The 22174-nt window shown below is 71.5% G+C and carries 19 protein-coding genes; 10 read left to right on the plus strand and 9 right to left on the minus strand.

Going from position 1 to position 22174, the window contains the following annotated elements; translation table 11 throughout:
* Positions 1-208: 208 nt before the first annotated feature.
* Positions 209-1369 carry a zinc-binding metallopeptidase family protein gene (locus tag V5F75_RS12555; protein ID WP_394034656.1) on the minus strand — a complete coding sequence of 387 codons (1161 nt, stop codon included), beginning with the start codon at positions 1367-1369 and terminating at the stop codon, positions 209-211.
* A gap of 237 nt (positions 1370-1606) precedes the next feature.
* Between V5F75_RS12555 and V5F75_RS12560 the strand changes: the two genes are divergently transcribed.
* Both V5F75_RS12560 and V5F75_RS12565 read left to right on the plus strand, forming a co-directional pair.
* Positions 1607-2077 (plus strand): DUF488 domain-containing protein, encoded by a 471-nt coding sequence (locus V5F75_RS12560; protein ID WP_394034655.1) that lies wholly within the window; start codon positions 1607-1609, stop codon positions 2075-2077.
* A gap of 123 nt (positions 2078-2200) precedes the next feature.
* Positions 2201-4201: a methyl-accepting chemotaxis protein gene (locus tag V5F75_RS12565; protein WP_394034654.1), complete on the plus strand. Its 2001-nt coding sequence runs from the start codon at positions 2201-2203 to the stop codon at positions 4199-4201.
* 36 nt (positions 4202-4237) lie between these two features.
* Here the strand turns inward: V5F75_RS12565 and V5F75_RS12570 are convergent, their stop codons facing one another.
* The 3 genes from V5F75_RS12570 to V5F75_RS12580 all read right to left on the minus strand — a co-directional run bounded on the left by V5F75_RS12570 (position 4238) and on the right by V5F75_RS12580 (position 7012).
* A complete protein-coding gene (locus V5F75_RS12570; protein ID WP_394034653.1) occupies positions 4238-5869 on the minus strand; it encodes an NTP transferase domain-containing protein in 1632 nt (543 codons plus the stop codon).
* Positions 5866-6567 carry an XdhC family protein gene (locus tag V5F75_RS12575; RefSeq protein ID WP_394034652.1) on the minus strand — a complete coding sequence of 234 codons (702 nt, stop codon included), beginning with the start codon at positions 6565-6567 and terminating at the stop codon, positions 5866-5868. The genes V5F75_RS12570 and V5F75_RS12575 overlap by 4 nt, the downstream gene beginning before the upstream one ends.
* A gap of 121 nt (positions 6568-6688) precedes the next feature.
* Complete coding sequence (locus V5F75_RS12580) at positions 6689-7012, minus strand: XdhC family protein (protein ID WP_394034651.1); 324 nt, start codon at positions 7010-7012, stop codon at positions 6689-6691.
* 156 nt (positions 7013-7168) lie between these two features.
* On the opposite strand from V5F75_RS12580, the gene V5F75_RS12585 reads away from it, so the two are divergent.
* The 6 genes from V5F75_RS12585 to V5F75_RS12610 all read left to right on the plus strand — a co-directional run bounded on the left by V5F75_RS12585 (position 7169) and on the right by V5F75_RS12610 (position 14186).
* A complete protein-coding gene (locus tag V5F75_RS12585) occupies positions 7169-8293 on the plus strand; it encodes a lysine-2,3-aminomutase-like protein (RefSeq protein ID WP_394034650.1) in 1125 nt (374 codons plus the stop codon).
* 154 nt (positions 8294-8447) lie between these two features.
* The gene (locus tag V5F75_RS12590) at positions 8448-9575 is read left to right on the plus strand and encodes an NAD(P)-dependent alcohol dehydrogenase (RefSeq protein WP_394034649.1); all 1128 of its coding nucleotides are present in this window, start codon (positions 8448-8450) and stop codon (positions 9573-9575) included.
* Between the two features lie 234 nt (positions 9576-9809).
* The gene (locus V5F75_RS12595) at positions 9810-10730 is read left to right on the plus strand and encodes a hypothetical protein (RefSeq protein ID WP_394034648.1); all 921 of its coding nucleotides are present in this window, start codon (positions 9810-9812) and stop codon (positions 10728-10730) included.
* Between the two features lie 7 nt (positions 10731-10737).
* Complete coding sequence (locus tag V5F75_RS12600) at positions 10738-11226, plus strand: hypothetical protein (RefSeq protein WP_394034647.1); 489 nt, start codon at positions 10738-10740, stop codon at positions 11224-11226.
* A gap of 40 nt (positions 11227-11266) precedes the next feature.
* Complete coding sequence (locus tag V5F75_RS12605; protein ID WP_394034646.1) at positions 11267-12859, plus strand: bifunctional aminoglycoside phosphotransferase/ATP-binding protein; 1593 nt, start codon at positions 11267-11269, stop codon at positions 12857-12859.
* 577 nt (positions 12860-13436) lie between these two features.
* On the plus strand, positions 13437-14186 hold the full coding sequence (locus tag V5F75_RS12610) for a tetratricopeptide repeat protein (protein ID WP_394034712.1): 750 nt from the start codon (positions 13437-13439) through the stop codon (positions 14184-14186).
* A 560-nt stretch (positions 14187-14746) separates the two neighbouring features.
* Here V5F75_RS12610 and dprA read toward each other — a convergent pair.
* The 4 genes from dprA to V5F75_RS12630 are packed head-to-tail and all read right to left on the minus strand — an operon-like array spanning position 14747 to position 18823.
* A complete protein-coding gene (gene dprA, locus V5F75_RS12615; RefSeq protein ID WP_394034645.1) occupies positions 14747-15892 on the minus strand; it encodes a DNA-processing protein DprA in 1146 nt (381 codons plus the stop codon).
* Between the two features lie 11 nt (positions 15893-15903).
* Positions 15904-16512 (minus strand): glycerol-3-phosphate 1-O-acyltransferase PlsY, encoded by a 609-nt coding sequence (gene plsY, locus V5F75_RS12620; protein ID WP_394034644.1) that lies wholly within the window; start codon positions 16510-16512, stop codon positions 15904-15906.
* Positions 16513-16551: 39 nt separating this feature from the next.
* Positions 16552-17868: a dihydroorotase gene (locus tag V5F75_RS12625; protein WP_394034643.1), complete on the minus strand. Its 1317-nt coding sequence runs from the start codon at positions 17866-17868 to the stop codon at positions 16552-16554.
* Positions 17861-18823 carry an aspartate carbamoyltransferase catalytic subunit gene (locus V5F75_RS12630; RefSeq protein ID WP_394034642.1) on the minus strand — a complete coding sequence of 321 codons (963 nt, stop codon included), beginning with the start codon at positions 18821-18823 and terminating at the stop codon, positions 17861-17863. The genes V5F75_RS12625 and V5F75_RS12630 overlap by 8 nt, the downstream gene beginning before the upstream one ends.
* Before the next feature lie 202 nt (positions 18824-19025).
* On the opposite strand from V5F75_RS12630, the gene V5F75_RS12635 reads away from it, so the two are divergent.
* Positions 19026-19454 carry a hypothetical protein gene (locus V5F75_RS12635; RefSeq protein ID WP_394034641.1) on the plus strand — a complete coding sequence of 143 codons (429 nt, stop codon included), beginning with the start codon at positions 19026-19028 and terminating at the stop codon, positions 19452-19454.
* 24 nt (positions 19455-19478) lie between these two features.
* Here the strand turns inward: V5F75_RS12635 and V5F75_RS12640 are convergent, their stop codons facing one another.
* Complete coding sequence (locus V5F75_RS12640) at positions 19479-20417, minus strand: AEC family transporter (RefSeq protein ID WP_394034640.1); 939 nt, start codon at positions 20415-20417, stop codon at positions 19479-19481.
* Positions 20418-20698: 281 nt separating this feature from the next.
* Here V5F75_RS12640 and V5F75_RS12645 point away from each other — a divergent pair, with 281 nt between their 5' ends.
* Entirely contained in the window at positions 20699-22174 is a 1476-nt protein-coding gene (locus V5F75_RS12645) for a methyl-accepting chemotaxis protein (RefSeq protein WP_394034639.1), read from the plus strand.

A 22174-nucleotide genomic window follows, 5' to 3' on the forward strand; every position in this document is an offset into this window, starting at 1 on the left:
GCGCTTGCGAGCCCGCGCCGCGCTGGTGCGCAAAGCGGCCCTGAGCGAAACCGGCCCATGGGCGGAGGTGACGAAGCCCATGGGGCGCCGGTCGAAGGCGGGCGTCGATTGCCTCACGACCCGAGGGGCGACGGCCCGCCAGGGGCTGTGTCGTCGTGGCCGGCTTTGCCCGCCCTGCCGTGACGCGAGGCCCCGGCGCGAGCGGCCGTCACGACGCGTTCACGCCTGTCGCCTGTACGTCCTCCGGCATCCCTTCCGCCGGGGCTATGGCTTCGCCAGCGGGTTCGGCCACGGCGGCCCGCACGGGGTCAGCCGGTGCCGCCCGGTGCACGAGACGGTGGATGAAGCCGAGCTTGGCGATCACGCCGGGACTCAGGATGAAGGGATAGGCATCGGTCATGCCCAGGCAGCGGTTAAGGCTGTTGAGCGCGAAGGCGATGGGCAGCCACGCGTCCACCATCTCCTGGATGTCGTAGGCGCGGTAGGGGTTGAAATCGACCCGCGATTTCAGTTCCCCGCTGCGGTCCAGCCGCGGCTCCACCCGCATGCCGAACGAACTGGCCATCTCCAGCGTGTCGACGAGGTGGATATAGTGCTTGAAGGTTTCCGCGAAGTCCTCCCACGGGTGGGAGGTGGCGTAGGCGGAAACATGGTTCGCCTGCCAGTTTGCCGGCGGGCCGGCCTCGTAATAGGCCTTCAGCGCATTGCCGTAATCCAGGCTCTCGTCGCCGAACATCCCCCGGAAATCGGCGATGCGGCCGCCGTCGCGCACCAGCCGGTTCCAGTAGTAATGGCCCACCTCATGGCGGAAATGGCCGAGCAGCGTGCGGTAGAGCTCGCCGAGATCGTTGCGGCGCTGCTCACGCTCGGCATCGTCGGCCTCGGCCAGGGCTATGGTGATGAGGCCCTCGTCATGGCCGGTCATCACCTTCGGCGCGTTGTTCTCGGGTGGGTCGGCGAGGAAGTCGAAGCAGAGGCCGCCCTCACGGTCCTCGTTGCTCTCCAGCGGCAGGTTGAGACGCAGCAGGGAGTAGATGAGGCGGTGCTTGGCGATCTCGATGCGTCGCCATTTCTTCAGGTAGCCGGGGTTCGAGAGGTCTGGCACCACCCTGTTGTGCCGGCAGGCGAGGCAATATTCCCCCACCTGCTCCTCCGGCACCAGCCAGTTGCAGGCATCATGGGCGGCGTTGGCGCAGAAGCGGAAGCGCCGGTTCTCCACGCCCACGGCGCGGAAAGGCCCCCCGTCAGGCTCCAGCTCCACGAGCGTGTTCATCTCCGGCAGGTAGCCGAGTCCGTGCCCGCATTTCTCGCATTTCCGATTCTCGAAATAGAGAAGCTGACCGCAGACATCGCAGCGGAAAAGCCGCATTCTCGCGTTCCCTTGTCCGTGCCCGGCGCAGGCACCCACTTAATATTGCCCAGGCGCGGGCAATGTTCCATGCCTCGGCGGAACATGCCCCGCCTTTCATCACCATATGAAGACGTCACGGTGCGGAGGCCATGACTGGTTGATGCGCCGTGGATGTACCTGAATATTCCGCAGCGCAGCATATCTCTGCCGTACAATCCTGATGACGGTCGGGCCTGGACGTTCCATGATCCGGCGATGACCGAAGCTGCCAAGGCCACCACGGCCCTCTTCACCATCGGCTATGAGCAGACCACGCCCGCGGCTTTCCAGGAGGCGCTGGACGATGCCAGGGTGGACCTGCTGGTGGATGTGCGGGCGGTGGCGGCGTCACGCCGTCCCGGCTTCTCCAAGAGCGCCCTGGCCGCGGGTGTGGCGGAGCACGGCATCGCCTATGTGCACCTGCGGGCCCTCGGCACCCCCAAGGAAGGGCGCCTTGCCGCCCGCTCGGGCGACCACGAGACCCTCATGCGCATCTACGACGCCCACCTGAAGACACCCGCCGCGCAGGCGGCCCTGGACGAGCTTACGGGCCTCGCGAAGGGGCGCCGGCTCTGCCTCCTGTGCTACGAGCGCCATGTGGAGGGCTGCCACCGGCTGCGGCTGGCGCAGATCCTGTGCGAGCGGCTGGACATTTCCGCCACACATCTGATGGCGGCGCCCTTCTGAGGCGGGGCTGCGCTTCCGCCGTCCGGTTGCAGTGCACAACGCTTCACATGGCGGTCGTGGTCAGACGGTAGCCTCGTCCGCGAGGGGGCGGCCCTCCGTCCTCCGCGCACGAAGGCGGCCAGCATGAGCGCGTTATCGATTTCTCCGGTCGGCACCACCGGCATTGCCCTCGCGCCTCCGGCGGATCGGCGCCGGACGCGGCTGCTGCGTGGCATCATCATCGTCGTCTCGCTGGCGGTGATGCTCGCCTTCTTCGCGTTTTCCTTCTTCATAGACCGGCACCAGCAGGCGCTGGTGAGCCGGGAGGTCGAGGCCAAGCTCGACAACGCCGGGACGCTCGCCGCCGCCTCGGTCGCCAACTGGTTCTCGGCGCGGGTGATGCTGGTGCGGGAACTGGCGGATTCCATCCGCGCCGATCCCGCCGCCGCCGAGAGGCTGCTCGACAACCAGGAGCTTCTGCGCGCCTTCAAGGAGGTGTACCTGGGGCGCACAGACGGGGTCTTTCTCCATGTGCCGGCCTCCGAGATGCCGGCGGGCTACGACCCCCGCAAGCGGCCCTGGTACCAGGGCGCGGTGAGCGCCGGGAAGGTGGCCCTTACCCAGCCCTACAAGGATGCCACCACGGGCCGGCAGGTCATCACCATCGCCCAGCCGGTGGCGGGCAGGGACGGCCTTGTCGGCGTCGTCGGCGGGGATTTCTTCGTCTCGGCCCTCCAGTCCCACCTCGCCACGGTGGATTTCGGCGGCATGGGCTTCGCCTTCCTGGTGGACGACAAGGGCACCGTGCAGGTGCACCCGAACGACGGGTGGATCGGCAAGACTCTGGCCGATCTTTTCGGTGGCAGGATGCCGGCCATCTCTCCCCGCATCTCCTCCGTCACCGTCGATGGCCGCGAGATGCTGGTCGCGTTCGTGCCGCTGAAGGAGCTGGAGGGCGCGAGCTGGCATCTGGCGGTCGCCATCGACCCGCAGAAGGCCTATGCGGGGCTCTACGAGTTCCGCATCGTGGCCATCATCGGCACGCTCGTCGCCGCGCTCGTGTGCGCGGTGCTGCTCAGCCAGCTCCTGCACCGCACCATCGGCCGTCCGCTGGCGCGCATGACGGCGGCCATGAACGGGCTGGCGCAGGGCGATCTTTCCGTCACCGTCCCCGACCTCGACCGCCGCGACGAGATCGGCGCCATGGCCGAGGCGATGCAGGTGTTCAAGCACAACGCCGCCGCCCGCGCCGAGCTCGAATCCAAGGAGCGGGCCGCCGCCGAGGTGCAGGCCGCGCGCACCGAGAATGTCGAGGCGCTCATCGCTGCCTTCAACCGCGACATCACCGGCGTGCTCGACCTGGTGGCGACGGCGTCGCAGACCCTGGAGACCACCGCGCGCTCGCTCACCGGCACCGCCGATGCGAGCGCCAGCAACGCCCAGGGCGCGGCCGCCGCAGCCGAGCAGGCCGCCGCCAATGTGCGCAGCGTGGCCGCCGCCTCCGAGGAGCTCGCCACCTCCATCGGAGAGATATCGAGCCGCATGAATACGTCCCGCGCGGTGGCCGCCCGCGCCGCCGATACCGCGCGGGAGACGGACGGCACGGTGCAGAGCCTCGTCGCGGTCAGCGCGCGCATCTCGGAAATCGTCAGCCTCATCAGCGCCATCGCGAACCAGACCAACCTGCTGGCGCTCAATGCCACCATCGAGGCGGCGCGGGCGGGGGAAGCGGGCCGGGGCTTCGCGGTGGTGGCGGAGGAGGTGAAGTCCCTCGCCGCCCAGACCGCCAGCGCCACCGAGGACATCTCCGCCCAGATCAAGGCCATCCAGGACGCCTCGAAGAACGCCGTGGGCGCCATCCACGAGATCGGCAACGTGATCGAGGAGATCAACACCATCTCCGGCGACATCTCCGACGCCATGACCCAGCAGGGCGCCGCCACCCAGGAGATCGCCCGCAGCGTCCAGCAGGCCGCCGCCGGCACCTCCGAGGTGACGAGCAACATCGTGGACGTGCGCCGGGGTGCCACCGCCACGGGGGAGGACGCCGAGAAGGTGCTCGCGGCGGCGGCGCGCCTTTCCACGGAGGCGACGGACCTGCGCCAGCGCGTGGAGCGCTTCCTGGGCGCGATCCGGGCCGCCTGAGACGCGCGAAGCGGAGCACATCTGGGCGGGTGTCTCTTATTCCGCGGCGTGGCCCGGCTTCGGCAACGCCTCGACGCGGGCGAGGGCGGCGTCCAGCGCTTCCGGCGTGTCCACGTCGAGGAAGGCGCCGTCGCCGCCGGCTTCGATCTCGGCCACCGCGTCGCGGTGCAGGGCCAGCAGGTGGCGCGCGCCCACATCGCCTTCGAGCGCCATGAGTTCCGGGAAATAGCGCCGCGACCAGAGCACGGGGTGCCCCCGCGCGGCGCCGGCGACCGGCACCACCACCAGCCGCCCCTCGCGCGGGGCATGGGCAGCCATCAGCCGGTCGAGCAGGGCGCCTTGCAGCAGGGGCATGTCGCCCAGCACCACCAGCGCGCCGGCTGCCTCCGCCGGCACCGCGCCGAGGCCCGCCTTGAGGGAGGAGGCCATGCCGGCGGCGTAATCGGAATTATGGACGATCTGCACCGGCAGCCCTTCCAGTGCCTCCGCCACCCGCGCGTGCTCGTGGCCGGTCACCACCAGCACAGGGCGGGCGCGAGAGGCGAGCGCGGCCAGCACCGCACGGCGGATGACCGGCACGCTGCCCACCTCGGCCAGCAGCTTGTTGCGGCCGCCCCCCATGCGCGAGCTGCGGCCGGCCGCCAGCACCACCGCGGCGAAGCCTGCCGGCTCGCCTTCCGCGCGCGGCGAGGGGCGGGTGGCGATGTCCGCCAGCAGGCCGCCTGCGCCGAGGCGGGCGATATCGGCGGCGGTCACCTCGATGCCTGCCAGCAGCCGCATCAGCACGAAGTCGAAGCCGTTTTCCTTGGGGCTGCGGGCGCAGCCCGGCGCGCCCAGCACCGGCACCGCGCCGAGGCGGCCGAGCAGCAGCAGGTTGCCCGGATCCACGGGCATGCCGAGCCGGACCACGGCGCCGCCCGCCTCCACCAGCGCGCTGGGCACCACGTCGCGCCGGTCCGCGATGGCGGAGGCGCCGAACACGATCACCAGCTCCGCGCCGTCCGCGACCACCTCGCGCAGCAGGTCGCGCAGGGGGCCGGCCTCGTGGGCGCAGGAGACCGCGTGGCTGATGTCCGCCCCCGCGGCCGCGAGGCGGGCGCGCGTCACCGCCAGGGTCTTCGCGATCATCTTCTCGGGCAGGCCCGGCAGCAGGGTGGAGACCACCGCCACCCGCCGCACGCGGAACGGCGTCACCGAGAGCAGCCCCGCCGCCGCGGCCGCCGCTGCGGTCACCAGCGGCTCGGGCACCCCATAGGGAATGACCTTCACGGTGCCGATCATCTCGCCCGCCGCCACCGCCCGCAGATCGGGCGCGGTGGCGAGGGTGATGGCTTCGTCCACGCCGTTGAAGGCATCGACCGCCTCGCGCGGGGCCCGCAGCACGCCGGCGCCGGCGGCATAAAGGTTGGCGCGGCCGGTGAAGGGCCGATCCACCCGCACCCCCTCGCCGGCCACCGCATCGGCGAGGATGAGCGCGGCGGTGTCCTCCGGCAGGTCGCCCGCGTCGAGGCGTGCCGCGACCACGTCGCGATAGCCGGCGGCGCGCAGCAGGGCGATCTCGGCCGCGCCGAGCTTCGTGCCCTTCTTGATGACGCCGTCGTCGAGGCGCACGGCATGGGCGGCGATGGCGCCTTCCGCCTCGTCGAGGGGCAGCGCGCCGAACCTCACGCCGCCGCTCCCTGTGCCGGGGCGGCGCGGGGCCGGCGCCGGGCGGCGATGATCTGCGCCAGCACCGCCACCGCGATCTCGGGCGGGGTCGCGGCGCCGATCTCCAGCCCGATGGGCGCCTGGATGCGGCCGAGCGCCTCCGCTGAAAAGCCGCGCTCCGCCAGCCGCTCCAACCGCGCGGCGTGGGTGCGCCGCGATCCGAGGGCGCCGATGTAGAAGCACCCGGCGGCGAGGGCGGCCTCGATCGCGGGATCGTCGATCTTGGGGTCGTGGGTCAGCGCCGCCACCGCGGTGAACGGGTCGAGGCCGTAGGCGGGCAGGGCGATGTCCGGCCATTCGGCGATCACCTCCACGTCCGGGAAACGCTCCGGCGTGGCGAAGGCGGTCCGTGGATCTAGGATTGTGGTGTCGAAGCCGGCCGCCAGCGCCATGGGCGCCAGGGCCTGAGAGATGTGCACCGCGCCGACCAGCAGCAGGCGAGGGGCGGGCATGTGGGCGGTGATGAAGACCGAGCCTTCCGCCGCGAGGCCGCTGCGCCCTTCGGCCAGGGCCCGGCGCAGCTCCGGCGCCAGCACATCGTGCGCCACGTCATCCGCGCGGACGAGGCGCTGCGTGCCGCCGGCAAGCTCGGTCACCACCACGCAGGCCCGGCGCGCGGCGCGTTCGGCATTGAGGGTGGCGAGCAGATCGAGAAGCATCGGGAGAACCTTCGCGGCCGTGGACCGCACGGTCTACTGGATCGCACGGCGCCCCCGCCGCCGCAAGGGTCTTCTTCCCCACCGAACATAACGCAACCCCTTGATGGAGGCCGCAACCGGCTCAGGCCACGGGCTCCACATAGACCGAGATGCGCCCGCCGCAGGAGAGACCGACCGTCCAGGCCGCCGCGTCCGCGACGCCGAAGTCGAGGCGCCGCGGCGTGCCGGAAGCGATCACTTCCAGCGCCTCCGTCACCACCGCGCCCTCCACGCAGCCACCGGAGACCGAGCCCAGGAAATGGCCGGCGTCGTCTATGGCCAAGTGGCTGCCCACCGGGCGCGGCGCCGAGCCCCAGGTTTCGATCACCGTGGCGAGGGCGACGCCCCGCCCTTCGCGCCGCCAGCGTTCGGCCGCTTCGAGAACATCGTCTTCGCGCGCGAGCATGGGCGGGTCTCCTGGGGCGAGGGGCGGTTGCGCGGTCCGCGAGGTGGCCGGCGCGTCGGGTCGCCTATATAGATGCGCCAGCCGCCGGGGCTTCGCCAGCCCTGGCGGCCGGATCGCGCGCCATGCCGGCCCGGCGCGACCGCCCGAGAGATGTCCATGCCCCGTTCCCATGCCCCCCGGCCCGGCCCGCTCCGCTCCGGCGCCGCGGCCCCTGCCGCCGTCCAGCCCCTGCGCCCGGCCACCCTGCGCACCCCCGGGGAGCTGGCGGACGCCGGCCTCGTGGCGGACCCCGCCGCCCTCGACGCCGTGGCGCGGCGTTATGCGGTGGCGGTCACGGCGCCGCTCGCCGGCATCATCGACCGGGTCGATGCGGCCGACCCCATCGCCCGGCAGTTCGTTCCCGATCCGCGTGAGCTGGATATCCGCCCCGAGGAGCGGGCCGACCCTATCGGCGACGACGCCCATTCGCCGGTGCCCGGCATCGTGCACCGCTATCCGGACCGCGCGCTGCTGAAGATCGTGGGGGTGTGCGCCGTCTACTGCCGCTTCTGCTTCCGCCGGGAGATGGTGGGGCCGGGCGCGGAGACGGCACTCTCGCCCGAGGCGCTGGAGGCGGCCTTCGCCTATCTCTCCGGCCACCCCGAGATCTGGGAGGTGATCCTCACCGGCGGCGATCCCTTCATGCTCTCGGCGCGCCGCATGGGGGAGGTGACGGGCCGCCTCGCCGCCATTCCCCATGTGAAGGTGGCGCGTTTCCACACCCGCGTGCCCATCGCGGCGCCGGAACGGGTCACGGCTGATCTCGTGGCGGCGCTGAAGGCCCCGGCCCTCACCTCCTACGTCGCCGTGCACGCCAACCACGCCCGCGAACTGACCGGGGAGGCTCGCGCCGCGCTGGCGCGCATGGCGGATGCCGGCATTCCCCTGGTGTCGCAGACGGTGCTTCTGCGCGGCGTGAACGACGATGCCGAGACCCTGGCGGCCCTGTTCCGCGCGCTCGTGGAATGCCGGGTGAAGCCCTATTACCTGCACCATCCGGACCTCGCGCCCGGCACCGGGCACTTCCGCCTTCCCATCGCTGAGGGGCAGGCGCTGATGCGGGCGCTGCGGGGGCGCCTCTCCGGCCTCGCGCTGCCCACCTATGTGCTCGACATTCCCGGCGGCGCCGGCAAGGTGCCCCTGCTGCCGGACCATCTGGAGCCGATGCCCGAGGCGGGCGGCACACGCTATCGCGTCACCGACAATTGCGGCGGCGTGCATCTCTACCCGCCCGAGGGCTGAGCCGCCGGCCGCGTCGGCGGCTGGGAACGCCGGAGGCGCCGCCGCGTTCCCATGGCTGCGGGGCCGCGCGGGGGCGTCCCCCTTGACCGGTGTCAATGCACCGTCGCGCGGGCCGCATATGATTTCCCGAACAACCATAGGGAGCGTGAAGGCCATGTCGGACATCATCGAGCAGCCTGTCGCCACGTCGAAGCGCCCGTCGCTCCAGACGGCGAAGATGAAGGCTGCCATCTTCGTCGAGAAGAACCGCATCGTGCTGGACGAGAAGCCCATTCCCGACGTGGGCCCGCTCGACGCGCTGATCCGCGTCACCACCACCACCATCTGCGGCACCGACATCCACATCCTGAAGGGCGAGTATCCGGTGGCGAAGGGCCTCACCATCGGCCATGAGCCGGTGGGCATCATCGAGAAGCTCGGCTCGGCGGTGGAAGGCTTCGAGGAAGGCCAGCGGGTGATCGCCGGCGCCATCACGCCCTCCGGCTATTCCAACGCCTGCCTGTGCGGCTGCGGCTCCCAGGACGGCCCGCGCACCAAGCATGGCTTCAAGCCCATGGGCGGCTGGCGCTTCGGCAACACCATCGACGGTGCCCAGGCGGAATACCTCCTGGTGCCCGACGCCATGGCCAACCTCGCTCCGGTGCCCGATCTGCTCTCCGACGAGCAGGTGCTCATGTGCCCGGACATCATGTCCACCGGCTTCTCCGGCGCGGAGCACGGCAAGATCAAGATCGGCGACACGGTGGCGGTGTTCGCGCAAGGCCCGATCGGCCTGTGCGCCACGGCCGGCGCGCGGCTCATGGGCGCCACCCGCATCATCGCGGTGGATCGCGTGCCCGCGCGCCTCGAAGTGGCCCGCGCCATGGGCGCCGACGAGGTGGTGGACTTCTCCAAGGTGAACCCGGTGGAGGAGATCATGCGCCTCACCGACGGGCGCGGCGTGGATGTCGCCATCGAGGCGCTCGGCCGGCAGGAGACCTTCGAGGCGGCGCTGCGCGTGCTGCGTCCCGGCGGCACGCTCTCCTCCCTCGGCGTCTATTCCACCGACCTGAAGATCCCGCTCGACGCCTTCTTCGCCGGGCTCGGGGACAACACCATCGTCAACTCCCTGTGCCCCGGCGGCAAGGAGCGCATGCGGCGCCTGATGGACGTGGTGGCCTCCGGCCGGGTGGACGCCCGCGCCCTCGTCACCCACCGCTTCAAGCTGGATGACATCGAGGCCGCCTACGACCTGTTCGCCAACCAGCGCGACGGCGTGCTGAAGGTGGCCATCACCCCCTGAGGGCCGCGAATGACGGGGCCGGTGCGCCGGCCCCGTCCGCCAGCCTGCCACTTTAGAGCGTTTTGCTGTTTTCTTCCCGTGCGGAAACGTTCTACGCTTCGACGTGCGCGCCTTTTCCCGAGGCGCGCCGTCACCCGAAGGTGCCTTGAGGCCGCTGTGCGGGCGGGCGACCGCGAAGGTGGGCAATCTCGACTGCGGGCAACCGCGCACCGCCGCATCATGAGGTCGACCAGAATGCTTCCCTTTCTCCTTCTGCGTGGCGGGTTTCTGCTGGGCGTGGCGCTTGGCGCCGGAGCGGTGGCCGCCGGCCCGCGCCTTCTGCGCGCGGCCCGGCCTGCGGCCAAGGACGCGGCGGAGAGCGCGACCGAGGCCGGCAAGGCCGGCTATGAGGCTGCCACCCGCGTGGCCGCCAGGACCCAGGACGAGGTGAAGGAGTTGGTGGGTGAGGCCGCGGACAGCGTGAAGTCCGCCGCCGGAAAGATCGTCGCCGCCACTGCGGCGGCCGCCGCCACGGCACGGCGGGGCGTGGAGAGCCTTGCCCGCCGCGTGCCGGCCACGGAGCCCGAGGCGGAGGACGACGCCGCAGCCGGGGCCATTCCTCCGACGCCGCCCGCTCGCCCGGCCGATACGGTCTTGCGGGCGACCACCCGCAGGGCCCGCACCACCCGGCGCGCCGGCGCGCGGGCGGTGGAGACGGCGGCGGCGGAGCCGAAGGGCAAGGCAACCGCCGGCAAGGCCACGCGCAGCGCGCGCACGACCGCCGCTGTGACGGAGCCCGTGGCGCCGAAGGCTGCTGCGCCCCGCGGCGCGCGCAAGCCCGTGGTCGATGTCGTCGCGGCGCCCGAGGCGGGCCTGGAAGCCTCTCCCCCTGAAGCCGCCGCCAAGGCGCCCCGCCGCGCGAAGTCGGCCGGCGGCGCTGCAAAGATCCCGGCGGCCAAGTCTGGCACCAACAAGTCCGGCACCAACAAGTCCGGCACCAACAAGTCTGGCACCACCAAGCCCGCTACCGCCAAATCCGCCACGGCCAAATCCTCCGCCGCGCCCGGCACCGCGAAGGCACCGGCCAAGCGCGCCTCGAAGGCCAAGCCTGCCGAGGCTTCGGCCACTACGGAAGCTCCGGCCGCTCCTCCGTTGACGCCGGATGCCGAGGGCTGAGGCTGACATGCCCGAACCCATTCCGGTGCGCATCGCCCACCACATGGCGGGCCGCACCCGCCTCACGGCCCCGGCCGAGGTTTCCGGCGATGCGCTGCGCGCATGTGCGGAGCGCATCGCGGCTTCCGGCGCCGTCTCCGCAGTGGTGCGCGGCAACAGCCTGATCCTGACGCATGCGGCGGCCTTGCCACGGGCAGCCGCGCCGCACGGGCTGCCGCCGTCCCTGGCCGCGCTGTTGGCGGAGGCGGGGCTTGCGGTCGCGCCCGAGCCGCCGCGCCACCCCATCGGCAGGACGGCCTCGGCCCTCGGCCGCCTCAACGGCGCTTTCGCGCAGGCGAGCGGCGGGCGCATGGATGTCACCAATGCCGCTTTCGTGGCGCTGGTCGCGGCCGGCTTCGTGCAGCTCGCGCGCGGCCGGGTCGCGGGGCCCGCCATCACCCTGTTCGGCCAGGCGCTCACCCTGGCCCTGCTTCACGACAAGCTTCAGGAACGCTGAGCACCGCCCGCAGCGGTGCTCCTCATCCGCGGAGGCGGCCTTGGACGACACCTCACACGCCGGCCGGGACGATCATGTGGTCGCGGATCAAGGCGCGGTGTTCCGTTTCCTCGCCGACCCGGCAAGCCACGGCCTTCGGCCGGGGGAGACGGTCCGGCGCATCGACACGCACGGTGCCGCCGTGTTCCTGGCGGGCCCCTATGCCTACAAGGTGAAGCGGGCGGTCTACTTTCCGTTCATGGATTTCTCCACCCTGGAGAAGCGCCGGGCCGCCTGCGCGGCGGAAATCGCCATCAGCGGCGCCAATGCGCCGGGCCTGTACCTGGGCGTCGTGCCCATCACGCGCGAAAGCGGGGGACTCTCCCTCGGCGGCACGGGCGAGGTGGTGGATTATGCGGTGAAGATGCGCCGCTTCGATCCCGCCGACACGCTCGACCAGGTGGCGGCGCGCGCGCCTTTCGATCGGGCGCTGGTGAGCGCCCTGGCCCAGGCGGTCGTCCGTGCGCACGCGCGGGCCGAGGTTCGCGGCGGCGCCGACGTGACGGAGAGCCTCGCCGGCTATCTCGCGGACAACCGCGCCACCTTCGCCCGGCATCCCGGCCTTTTCGACGCTGCCGAGGCCGCCGCGCTCGCCACGCGGGCGGAGGCCGAGCTCGCCCGCCTCGCTCCGCTGCTGCGGGCGCGGGGAGAGGCCGGCTTCGTGCGGCGCTGCCACGGCGACCTGCATCTGGGGAACATCGTGCTGCTCGATGGCGCGCCGGTGCTGTTCGATGCCATCGAGTTCAGCGACGACATCGCCGTCTGCGACGTGCTCTATGATCTCGCCTTCCTGCTCATGGACCTGTGGCAGCGCGGGCTGTGGGTCGCCGCGGGCGGGGTCTTCAACCGCTATCTCTGGGCGCAGCTGCGCGACGACGCGCTCGACGGGCTCGCGGCCCTGCCGTTCTTCCTGTCCCTGCGCGCCGCCATCCGCGCCAAGGTGGAGACCGCCGGCCTCGCCCATCTTCCGGCGCAGACGCGGAGCCAAGCGGAGCGTCGCATCCGACATCTGTTCGCCAGTGCCCGAGACCTTCTCGCCGGAGATGGGGGGCAACCGCCCTCGGCTCCGCCGGAGGACATGCCCGCGGCGCTGCGCGAGGGCGGCCGCCGCCTTGTCGCCATCGGCGGGCTTTCCGGCACCGGCAAGACCACCCGCGCCCTGCGCTGGGCCCCCTTCATCGGCCGCCCTCCCGGCGCCGTGGTGCTGCGCAGCGACATCGAGCGCAAGCGGCTGTTCGGTGTAGGCGAAGGCGATTCGCTGCCCGAGGCGGCCTATGACCCGGAGGTGACGCAGCGGGTGTACACGCGGATGCGCGCGCTCGCGGGCCGCGTGCTGGCCACGGGGCAGAGCGTGGTGCTCGATGCGGTTCATGCCCGCCCTTGGGAGCGGGCCGATGCCGAGGCGCTCGCCCGCGGCCTCGGCGTGCCCTTCCACGGCATCTGGCTCGACGCGCCGCTCGATGTGCGGGTGGAGCGGGTGGACCGGCGCAAGAATGCCGGCAAGGACGCTTCCGATGCCGATGGCCAAGTGGCGCGCCGCCAGCAGGCCTACGATATCGGACCACTGACCTGGACCCGCCTCGCCAGCGGATAGGTGCCTGCGAAAATACCGCAAAAGGAACGAATATTTCACCCGCTGCAGGGACAATTCGTCACGAATGCAGCTTGAGTTGATTCGCGGACTCACCATCTGCGCAGCGTGAGCCTGTATGCGCCGGGGCTGCGGCGCCCATCACGGGCGGCCGCACCACGGTGATGCCGGGGAGCACGACGCCTGGGGCGTCTCCGGCGCCGGTCCGCCAATGAGAGGAGCACATGACGCGCGTTTCCATTCCTCGGCCGATGGCAGCATGCCGGCGCGGCGTTCGGATTGGCGCGCGCGCATCCATGCCCCTCGCCGCCGGACCCGGCCTGTTTTCCCGCGTCCCCATTTGCGGCGCCGGCCGCGCCGCCGCAGGAGACACCCCATGAGCTGGCTCGACCGCCTGAAAGGCAAGGGCGCCGACGAAGCCCAGACCGCCGAGGACCGCCCGATGACCGAAAGCGCCGCCGTCCCCGAGGCCGTGGAACCCGAAGCGGCCGATGCCGCCGGGGCCGCGGCCCTTCCCGAGCCCGAGGCCCGCGCGCCCGCCGCGCCGGAGCCCGGCGCCTGGGATGCCGCGGAGGAGCAGATGCGCAGCGCCCTCGCCGCCGCGCAGGGCGGCGATTACGACACCGCGCTCTCCATCTGGGAGCCGCTGGCGCGCGAGGGCCACGGCCGCGCGCAGAACAATATCGGCGCCTGCTTCATCGACGGGCTGGGCGTGGACCAGAACCTTGAGCTGGCGCGCGAATGGCTGGAGCTTTCGGCCGAGGCCGGCGACCCCGTGGGCCAGCGCAACCTCGCGCGGCTCTGCCTGAAGGGGCTGGGCGGAGCGCAGGATGTGCCGCGCGCGCTGGAGCTCTACCGGCTGGCGGCCGAGGCCGGCGACGGCCCGGCGCAGGATGTGCTGAGCTTCCTGCTGTACGAGGGCACGGTGGTGCCGGCTGACATGGAAGGCGCGAAGCGCTGGGCCCAGGCGGCGGCGGAGCAGGGCATCGCCTCTGCCATGACGCGGCTCGGCCTCATCGCCCATCAGGCCACCGTCGGCCCGGAGGCAGGTGTTCCCGATGAGAACGAGGCCGCGGGCTGGTGGCGCAAGGCGGCCGAGGCCGGCGATCCGGACGGGCAGGCGCTGCTCGGCGCGGCCCACCACCTGGGGGTGGGGGTGCCGCGGGACCGGGTGGCCGCATTCGCTTGGCTGATCCGTGCGAAGAACGGCCACAGCCCGCTTGCAGATCGCTTCTTCAACGCCGTGCGCGCCACCCTCAGCCCTGAGGAGGAGGCGGCCGCCGAGCGCCGCGTCGTCAAGGCGGAGGAGCACGGGACCGGCGAATCCTGAGCGGGGGATTCGCGCCCCGCCGGCTGCTTTTCGGGTGGTGGTACCTCATGGTCGGGGCGGCGGTCCGTCGACCTGCCGTCGCGGGGGCTCTCTCGGGCCAGCGCTGAGCGGTCCCGCCGTCTTCGGCACGGCCCGAAGATGGCGCGCCTGATGCCGTTGGCCCCGGTTTCGACCGGCGCCCAATGGCGTGCGCACGCGAGTGGCGACCTCTCCTGATTTTTCAGATCACGCAATTTTCTCACGCGAACCGGAGTCCGCTTCGCTTGAAAATGTTCTGGCGCGGGCGGGCTTGGCCAGGGACCCCCTGGGAAAAGCTCACGGGCCTTTCCTGTGAGGGGATCGCGGTCGCCCCGTCGCCGCCGCGTCTTCGAGCAGGGCGAATGCAAACCGCGCGAAGCGTCGTCATGGTGTGAAGAGGGCGCCACTTTCGCAGGCTGGATGATTCGAGCGCCGGTGCTTTGGGCCGCCTTCCATCCCGCCCCGGCCCGCGGCAATCTGGATAAATTATTGAGATCCCGCATTTTCACGCGTGTCGGGATCCGCTTCGCATTGAAAATGCCCTATCGCAGCGCCACGAGGCCGGCGCCGGGGCGCTCCAGGCGGCCGGCGAGGTCGAGTTCCAGGAGAACCGTCAGCACCTCCGCCACGCTGCGCCCCGAAAGGCGGGCGAGGTCGTCGAGCGGCGTGGGCACGGGGCCGAGCAGCTCCAGGATCAGCGCGCGTGCGCTGTCGGGCGGCTCGGCCGGCTCCATGTCCGCCGCTGTTTCCTCCGTGCCGAGGGCGGGGTGGGGCGTGCGGCCGAGCATGGGGGCCAGGGCATCGGTGATGTCGGCGCATTCGGTCACGAATGTCGCGCCCTGCTTCAGCAGGCGATTCGTGCCGCCGGCGCGCGGGTCGAGCGGCGAGCCGGGCACGGCGAACACTTCACGCCCCTGCTCGGCGGCGAGCCGGGCGGTGATGAGCGAGCCGGAGCGTTCCGCGGCCTCCACCACCAGCACGCCCAGCGCCATGCCGGAGACGAGCCGGTTGCGGCGGGGAAAGTCACGCGCGCGCGGCTCCCAGGTCAGCGGCATCTCAGAGACCACGGCCCCGGTGTCCGCCACTCTTTCGATGAGCTTCAGGTTTTCCGGCGGGTAGGGCCGGGCGAGGCCGCCGGCGAAGACGCCCACTGTGCCTGTCGCTAGGGAAGCCTCGTGGGCGGCGGCGTCGATGCCGCGGGCGAGGCCGGAGACCACGACGAAGCCTGCGGCCCCCAGCTCACGGGCGATGGCCTCGGCGAAGCTGCGCCCGGCGGCCGAGGCGTTGCGGGCGCCGACGATGGCGACCATGGGCGCGCGCAGCGTCTCGCCCCCGCCGCGCACGGCAAGAAGCGGCGGCGCATCATCGAGCGCGCGCAGGGCCGGGGGATAATCCGCCTCCCCCAGGGCCACGAGGCGCGCCTTGCCGCGGGCGAGGGCGGCCATCTCGCCTTCGGCCTCCGCGCGGGTGGGGATGCGAGGCGGCAGCAGGCGTCCGCCGCGGCGGGCGAGGGTGGGCAGCGCCTCCAGCGCCGCCGCCGCGCCGCCGAACTTCCTCAAAAGGGTGCGGAAGGTGCGCGGGCCGACGTTCTCGGCACGGATGAGGCGCAGCCAGTCCAACCGCTCGGCCGGGCTCAGCGCCGCGCTTTCCGGCGGGTCGGTGATGGCGGAGGATCGCCGCGCGGCCATGGATCGCCGCCTCAGCCCTTCGCGCCGATCTTGCCTTCGGTACCGGCGAGCAGGCGCTGGATGTTCTGCCGGTGCTTGAACCAGAGCAGCAGGGTGAGGGCCGCGAGCAGGATGGTCATCGGCATGTCGTCCGCCCAGGCGACGAAGGCCACCGTGGCGACCGAGGCGGTGAGCGCCGCCAGCGACGAATACCGGCTGAGGAACGCCACCGCGAGCCAGGCGATGGCGAATGCCGCCGCCGCCGGCCAGGCGAGGCCGAGGGTGACACCCAGGAAGGTCGCGACCCCCTTGCCGCCCCGGAAATTCAGCCACACCGGGAAGATGTGGCCCAGGAAGGCGCCGGCCGCCGCCGCGAGAGCCCCCGCCTCACCGGCGAAGTGGCGCGCCAGCAGCACCGCCGCGGTGCCCTTGAGGGCATCGCCCAGCAGGGTGAGGGCGGCGAGATCCTTGCGGCCGGTGCGCAGCACGTTGGTGGCGCCGATATTGCCGGAGCCGATGCTGCGGATGTCGGTCGTGCCCGCGCCTCGGGTCAGCAGCAGGCCGAAGGGGATGGACCCCAGGAGATAGCCGAACACCAGCGCCAGGGGGTGCAGGAGCGACGGCGGAAGATCAGCGAGCATGGCGGACCCTGGGCGGGGAGGGCGATCTATTTTCGAGCGTCAAACGTATTCATACACCACCTCGCCGGCAACGATGGTGCGCAGCACCCGGCCGGTGAGGCGGGCGCCGTCGAAGGGCGTGTTGCGCGAGCGGGACTTGAGCTGCCCCGGCTCCAGCACGAACGGCATGTCCGGATCGAACACCGTGACGTCCGCTGGTGCGCCCGGCTTCAGGGTTCCAGCCTTGAGGCCGAGGATCTGCGCCGGGCGGGTGGAGAGTGCCGAGATGAGGTTCACGAGGTCCACCGCATCGGAATGAACGAGGCGCAGGGCCGCCGGCAGCACCGTTTCGAGGCCGATGGCGCCCGGTTCCGCCTCGGAGAAGGGCAGGCGCTTGCCCTCCACGTCCTGCGGCACGTGGTCGGAGACCACCACATCGATGAGGCCGGACGACAAGGCGTGGATGAGCGCCTGCCGGTCCTCCTCCGCCCGCAGCGGGGGCTGGAGGCGGAAGTAGGTGCGGTAGCCCAGAACATCGAGCTCGTTGAAGGAGAGATGGTTGACCGAGACCGAGGCGGTCACCGGCAAGCCGGCCTCCTTCGCGCGCTGGAGCACCTCCAGCGATTCGGCGCAGGTGAGGGCGGCGGCGTGGTAGCGCCCGCGCACCCCGGCGACGAGCCGCAGGTCACGCTCCAGGATGATCGTCTCCGCCGCCTTCGGAATGCCGGCGAGGCCGAGCCGCGCGGCGAACTCGCCCTCGTTCATGGCCCCCTTGGAGAGGGTGGCGTCTTCCGTGTGGTGGACGATGAGGGCGTCGAAGTCGCGGGCGTAGGTGAGGGCGCGGCGCAGCACCAGCGCGTTCATCACAGAGTGGTGGGCATCGGTGAAGGCGACCGCGCCGGCGGCCTTCAGCAGGCCCACCTCGGTCATCTCCTCGCCCCTCATGCCGCGCGTGATGGCGGCCATGGGGTGCACGCGCACCACCGCGGTGTCGCGGGCGCGGCGCAGGATGAAGTCCACGATGGCGGGGTCGTCCACCACCGGGTCGGTGTCGGGCTGGCACACCAGGGTGGTGACGCCGCCGGCCGCCGCCGCGTGGCTGGCGGAAGCCAGGGTCTCCAGGTGCTCGAAGCCGGGCTCGCCGACGAAGGCGCGCATGTCCACGAGGCCGGGCGCGGCCACGGCGCCCTTGCAGTCCACCACCTCGGCCCCCTCGGGAATGCCGGCGGAGGCGATGCCGAAGGCGGCATCCTTGATGATGCCGTCCGCGAGGAAGACGTCGCCGTGGAAATCCGCCCCGCGGGAGGGGTCGATGATGCGGGCGTTGGCGAGGAGGAGGGGGCGCGGTTCGCGCGCCGTGAAGCGGGCGTCACGCATTGGGCAGCTTCCTCGCCAGGGTGTCGAGCACCGCCATGCGCACGGCGACGCCCATCTCCACCTGCTCGCGGATGAGGGAGCGCGGGCTGTCGGCGACCGCCGAGTCGATCTCGACGCCGCGGTTCATGGGGCCGGGGTGCATCACCAGCACGTCCTTCGCGGCGTAGCGCAGCTTGGCCTCGTCGAGGCCGAAATAATGGAAGTATTCCCGCACCGAGGGCACGAACGAGCCGCTCATGCGCTCCCGCTGGAGGCGCAACATCATCACGATGTCCGCGCCTTCGAGGCCCGCCTCCATGGAACGGTGGACCTCGACGCCGAACTGGTCGATGCCCGCCGGCAGCAGGGTGGAGGGCGCCACCACCCGCACCCGCGCGCCGAGGGCCGAGAGCAGCAGGATGTTGGAGCGCGCCACGCGCGAATGCAGGACATCGCCGCAGATGGCGACGGTGAGCCCCTCGATCCGCCCCTTGTTGCGGCGGATGGTGAGGGCGTCGAGCAGCGCCTGGGTGGGGTGCTCGTGGGCGCCGTCGCCGGCGTTCACCACGCAGCAGTCCACCTTGCGGGCGAGCAGGGCCACCGCGCCCGAGGCGTGGTGCCGCACCACCAGGATGTCCGGGTGCATGGCGTTGAGCGTGATGGCGGTATCCACCAGCGTCTCGCCCTTCTTCACGGAGGAGGAGCCCACCGACATGTTCATCACGTCCGCCCCGAGTCGCTTGCCGGCGATCTCGAAGGAGGACTGCGTGCGGGTGGAGGCCTCGAAGAAGAGGTTGATCTGGGTACGCCCACGCAAGGTTGAGCGTTTCTTCTCCACCTGGCGGTTGAGTTCGACGAACTCCTCCGCGAGGTCCAGAAGGGAAAGGATCTCGCCGGCGGTGAGGCCCTCGATGCCGAGCAGGTCTCGGCCCGAGAGGGCGAAGGCGGGAGCGGATGACGCTGGAGCGGATGACATGGCAGGCGGCAGGCATATCCGCAGCGGGCGCGCGCGGCAAGCGGCCGGCGCGCCTTCGGTCGCTTCTGCGGGGGATTCGCGCCGCCGTCGGCAAGATGCAACGCGCCGGCCGTAGATTGCGGCGGGCACCAGGGGATTCGGGCGGGCGGCCCGCGCCGGCCTGCCGGGTGATCGGGCAGGTTACAGGGAACGGAGTTCAGTCATGACGTCCACGAGGGGAGCACGGGGCCGGGTCGCAGCGTGGGCGCTGCTGGCGGGCATGGCCTGCGGCATCGGGGCCCCGGCGCAGGCCGCCGACCTTTACGGCCGCCAGGGCGTGACCAAGGCCCCCCCGCCCGGCGGCGGGTACCAGGGTTGCTCGAATTGCATGGAGCCGGCTCCCGCGCAGATGCCGGCGCCGGCACCGCCCGCCGGGCCCTTCGCCATCGGCATCGCCAACGCGCCGGTGGTGGTGGGCGCCGTGCCGCCGCCGGTCTATTTCGCGCAGCCGCCGCGCGTCACGCTCTACCCGGTGCCCCAGGTGAACGTGCAGGGGCCGGTGGGCCCGCTGCAGCAACCGCCCGCGGGCACGCCCCGCAGCTGCTGGGTGACGACGACCCCCGGCGGCGCGGGCTTCTGGGCGCCCTGCTGAGGTCGGCGGCGCCGGGCGGGCGGCTCAGCCCGCCAGCGCCGATGCGACCGCCACCACCAGCGGCAGCGTGACCGCCGCCGCGATGATCTGAAGCGTCAGGATTTCCGCGAGCAGCGTGGCGTTGCCGCCCATCTGGCGGGCCAGCATGTAGCCGGCGGGCGCAGACGGCACCGCCGCGATCAGCGCCACCACCACCAGTTCCACCCCCGTCAGCCCGGCGGCGAGGCCGATGCAGATGGCGATGGCCGGCTTCACCAGCAGCTTCACGCCCAGGGAGGCGAGCACCAGCGGCTTCAGCCGCACCAGGGTGTTCAGCGCGAGGCCGCCGCCCACCACCAGCAGCCCGATGGCGAGGGACGCGCGCCCCAGGATGTCGCCGAACTCGAGCACGAGGGCGGGCACGGGCACATGCAGCACGTTCAGCGCCGCGCCCACCACGCAGGCGGAGATATAGGGATTGCGCGCGAGCTGGCCGAGAATGTAGCGGCCTGTCGGCGGTTCCCGTCCGGAGAAGGCGGCGAGCACCAGCACCGCATTGACGTTCACCACGGGGATGAGGGTGACCAGCGCCAGGGCGGCGATGGTGATGCCCTCCGCGCCGAAGAGGCCGCCCGCCACGGCGAGCACCACATAGGTGTTCCACCGCACCGCGCCCTGGTAGAACGAGGTGAAATCCGGCCCGTCGGCGGCGAAGGCCCGCCGCACCGGGCGGTTGAGGGCGACGATCAGCCCCGACAGCAGCAGCACGGTGCCGATGAGCGTGCCGGCGACGGCCACGATGTTCACCTTGGCGAGGTCCGCCTTCACGGCCGAGACCACCAGCAGCGCCGGGAACAGCACGAAATAGGTGAGCTTTTCCAGCGCCACCCAGTGCTGCACCTCGGGCAGCAGGGTCCGCCGCAGCACCACGCCGAGGGCGATCACCAGAAAAACGGGAACGAGAGCGCTGAGGATGGTGGCCATGGTCGCCGTCGGGGAGGTGGAGGATGCCCCCGCGCGCGGCGCGGGCAGGCTGGCGAATCGCGATCGCGCCGCGCGATTTTTGTAGCATGCTTCGCTTCCGCGTGGCCGGCTGGGTGCGGGCGGCCTTTCCCTTACGGAAGATTTTCAATGCTTAACTTTTTTCACTGAGAGGTAAGAAGGTGTGCAATGTGTATGCAACTTGACATATAAAGGTACGGCACAGAGCGCCGCTGCCGGATCGCGTTCAGTCCTCCCGGCAAGACGGCGCCGAGGGGGCAACGATGTCTGTAACCGCGTTCCGGCTGGTCGCGCGCAAGGACGCGGCCGAGCAGGCTGTTCCGTACCTTGACGATCTTCCCGTCGCCGTTCTGCTCTGCGATCCGCAGGCTTTTTCCATCACCTATGCGAACCGGCGGTCGCTGGAGCTGGCGCGCCGCATCGCGCATCTGCTGCCGGCGTCGGCGCAGTCGCTCGTCGGCGCCCCTCTCGACACCCTGCTCGCGGGCCATCCGGCCCGTGCGCGGGAGCTTTTCGCGATTGGGAAGCTGCCGGCGCAGGTGCTCACGCGGATGGGGAGCGAGAGCATCGAGCTGAAGGCGAGCATGGTGCGCGGCCGCGGCGGGGCATGCGCCCACCTGCAGGTGGCCTGGGATATCGTGACCGAGGCGGCGCAGCAGGCGCAGCGCGCAGAGCTTCTCCACCACATGCTGGAAGAGGTGCCGGTCAACGTGATGACCTGCTCCCTCGATGATTTCCGCATCGACTATGCCAACCGCGCCAGCCTCGAGACCCTGAAGCGCGTGGAGCGCTACCTGCCCGTGAAGGCGGATGCGGTGGTCGGCACCTCCATCGATGTGTTCCACAAGCATCCGCAGACCCAGCACAGGCTGCTCCGCGACCCCTCGAACCTGCCGCACGCGGCCCTCATCCACATCGGGCCGGAGGTTCTGGACCTGCGCATGTCGGCCATCCACAGCGAGGATGGAACGTATCTCCGGCCGATGGTCACGTGGTCCGTCGCCACCGATCGCATCCGCCTCGCCGAGCAGGTGACGGAGGTGGTGGGCGCCATGGGCGCCACGGCGAGCGAAATGCAGAAGTCCAGCGACCGCCTGCTGGAGCTGACGGAGAACGGCGAGCGGAACGCCTCCTCCGTTTCCGCCGCCGCGGTGGAGATGTCTGCCTCGTTCGACGAGATCAACCGGCGCATCGGCGAGATGTCGGGCCTGTCGGGCAACGTGGCGGAGACCGCCGCCGCCGCCGACCAGCGGGTTGCGGGCCTGTCGCAGAGCATGGAGCGCATCGGCCAGGTCACCGCCCTCATCGAGCAGATCGCGGGGCAGACCAACCTGCTCGCCCTCAACGCCACCATCGAGGCGGCGCGGGCGGGCGAGCTCGGCCGCGGCTTCGCCGTGGTGGCCCAGGAGGTGAAGGCGCTCGCCGTGCAGACCGCCAACGCCACCAAGGATATCCGCCGGCTGGTGGGCGAGGTGCAGGCGGAGAGCCAGACCGCGTCGGGCGCGGTCTCGGAGATCACCTCCAAGGTCCGTCAGCTGAGCGAGGCCTTCGTCCACATTTCGTCGGGCGTGGAGGAGCAGGCGACCACGAACCGATCCGTCAGCCGGATGATCACCGGCGTCTCCGATGCCATGGGCGAGACGCGGGAGTCGGCCCTGGTGGTGCGGCGGGTCGCGGGAGAGGTGAGCGGCTTCGCGGGCCGGCTTGATGGCGAGGTGGCGGCGCTGCTGAAGAAGTAG

The organism is Xanthobacter albus (genome assembly GCF_043194895.2).
Taxonomy (GTDB): domain Bacteria; phylum Pseudomonadota; class Alphaproteobacteria; order Rhizobiales; family Xanthobacteraceae; genus Xanthobacter.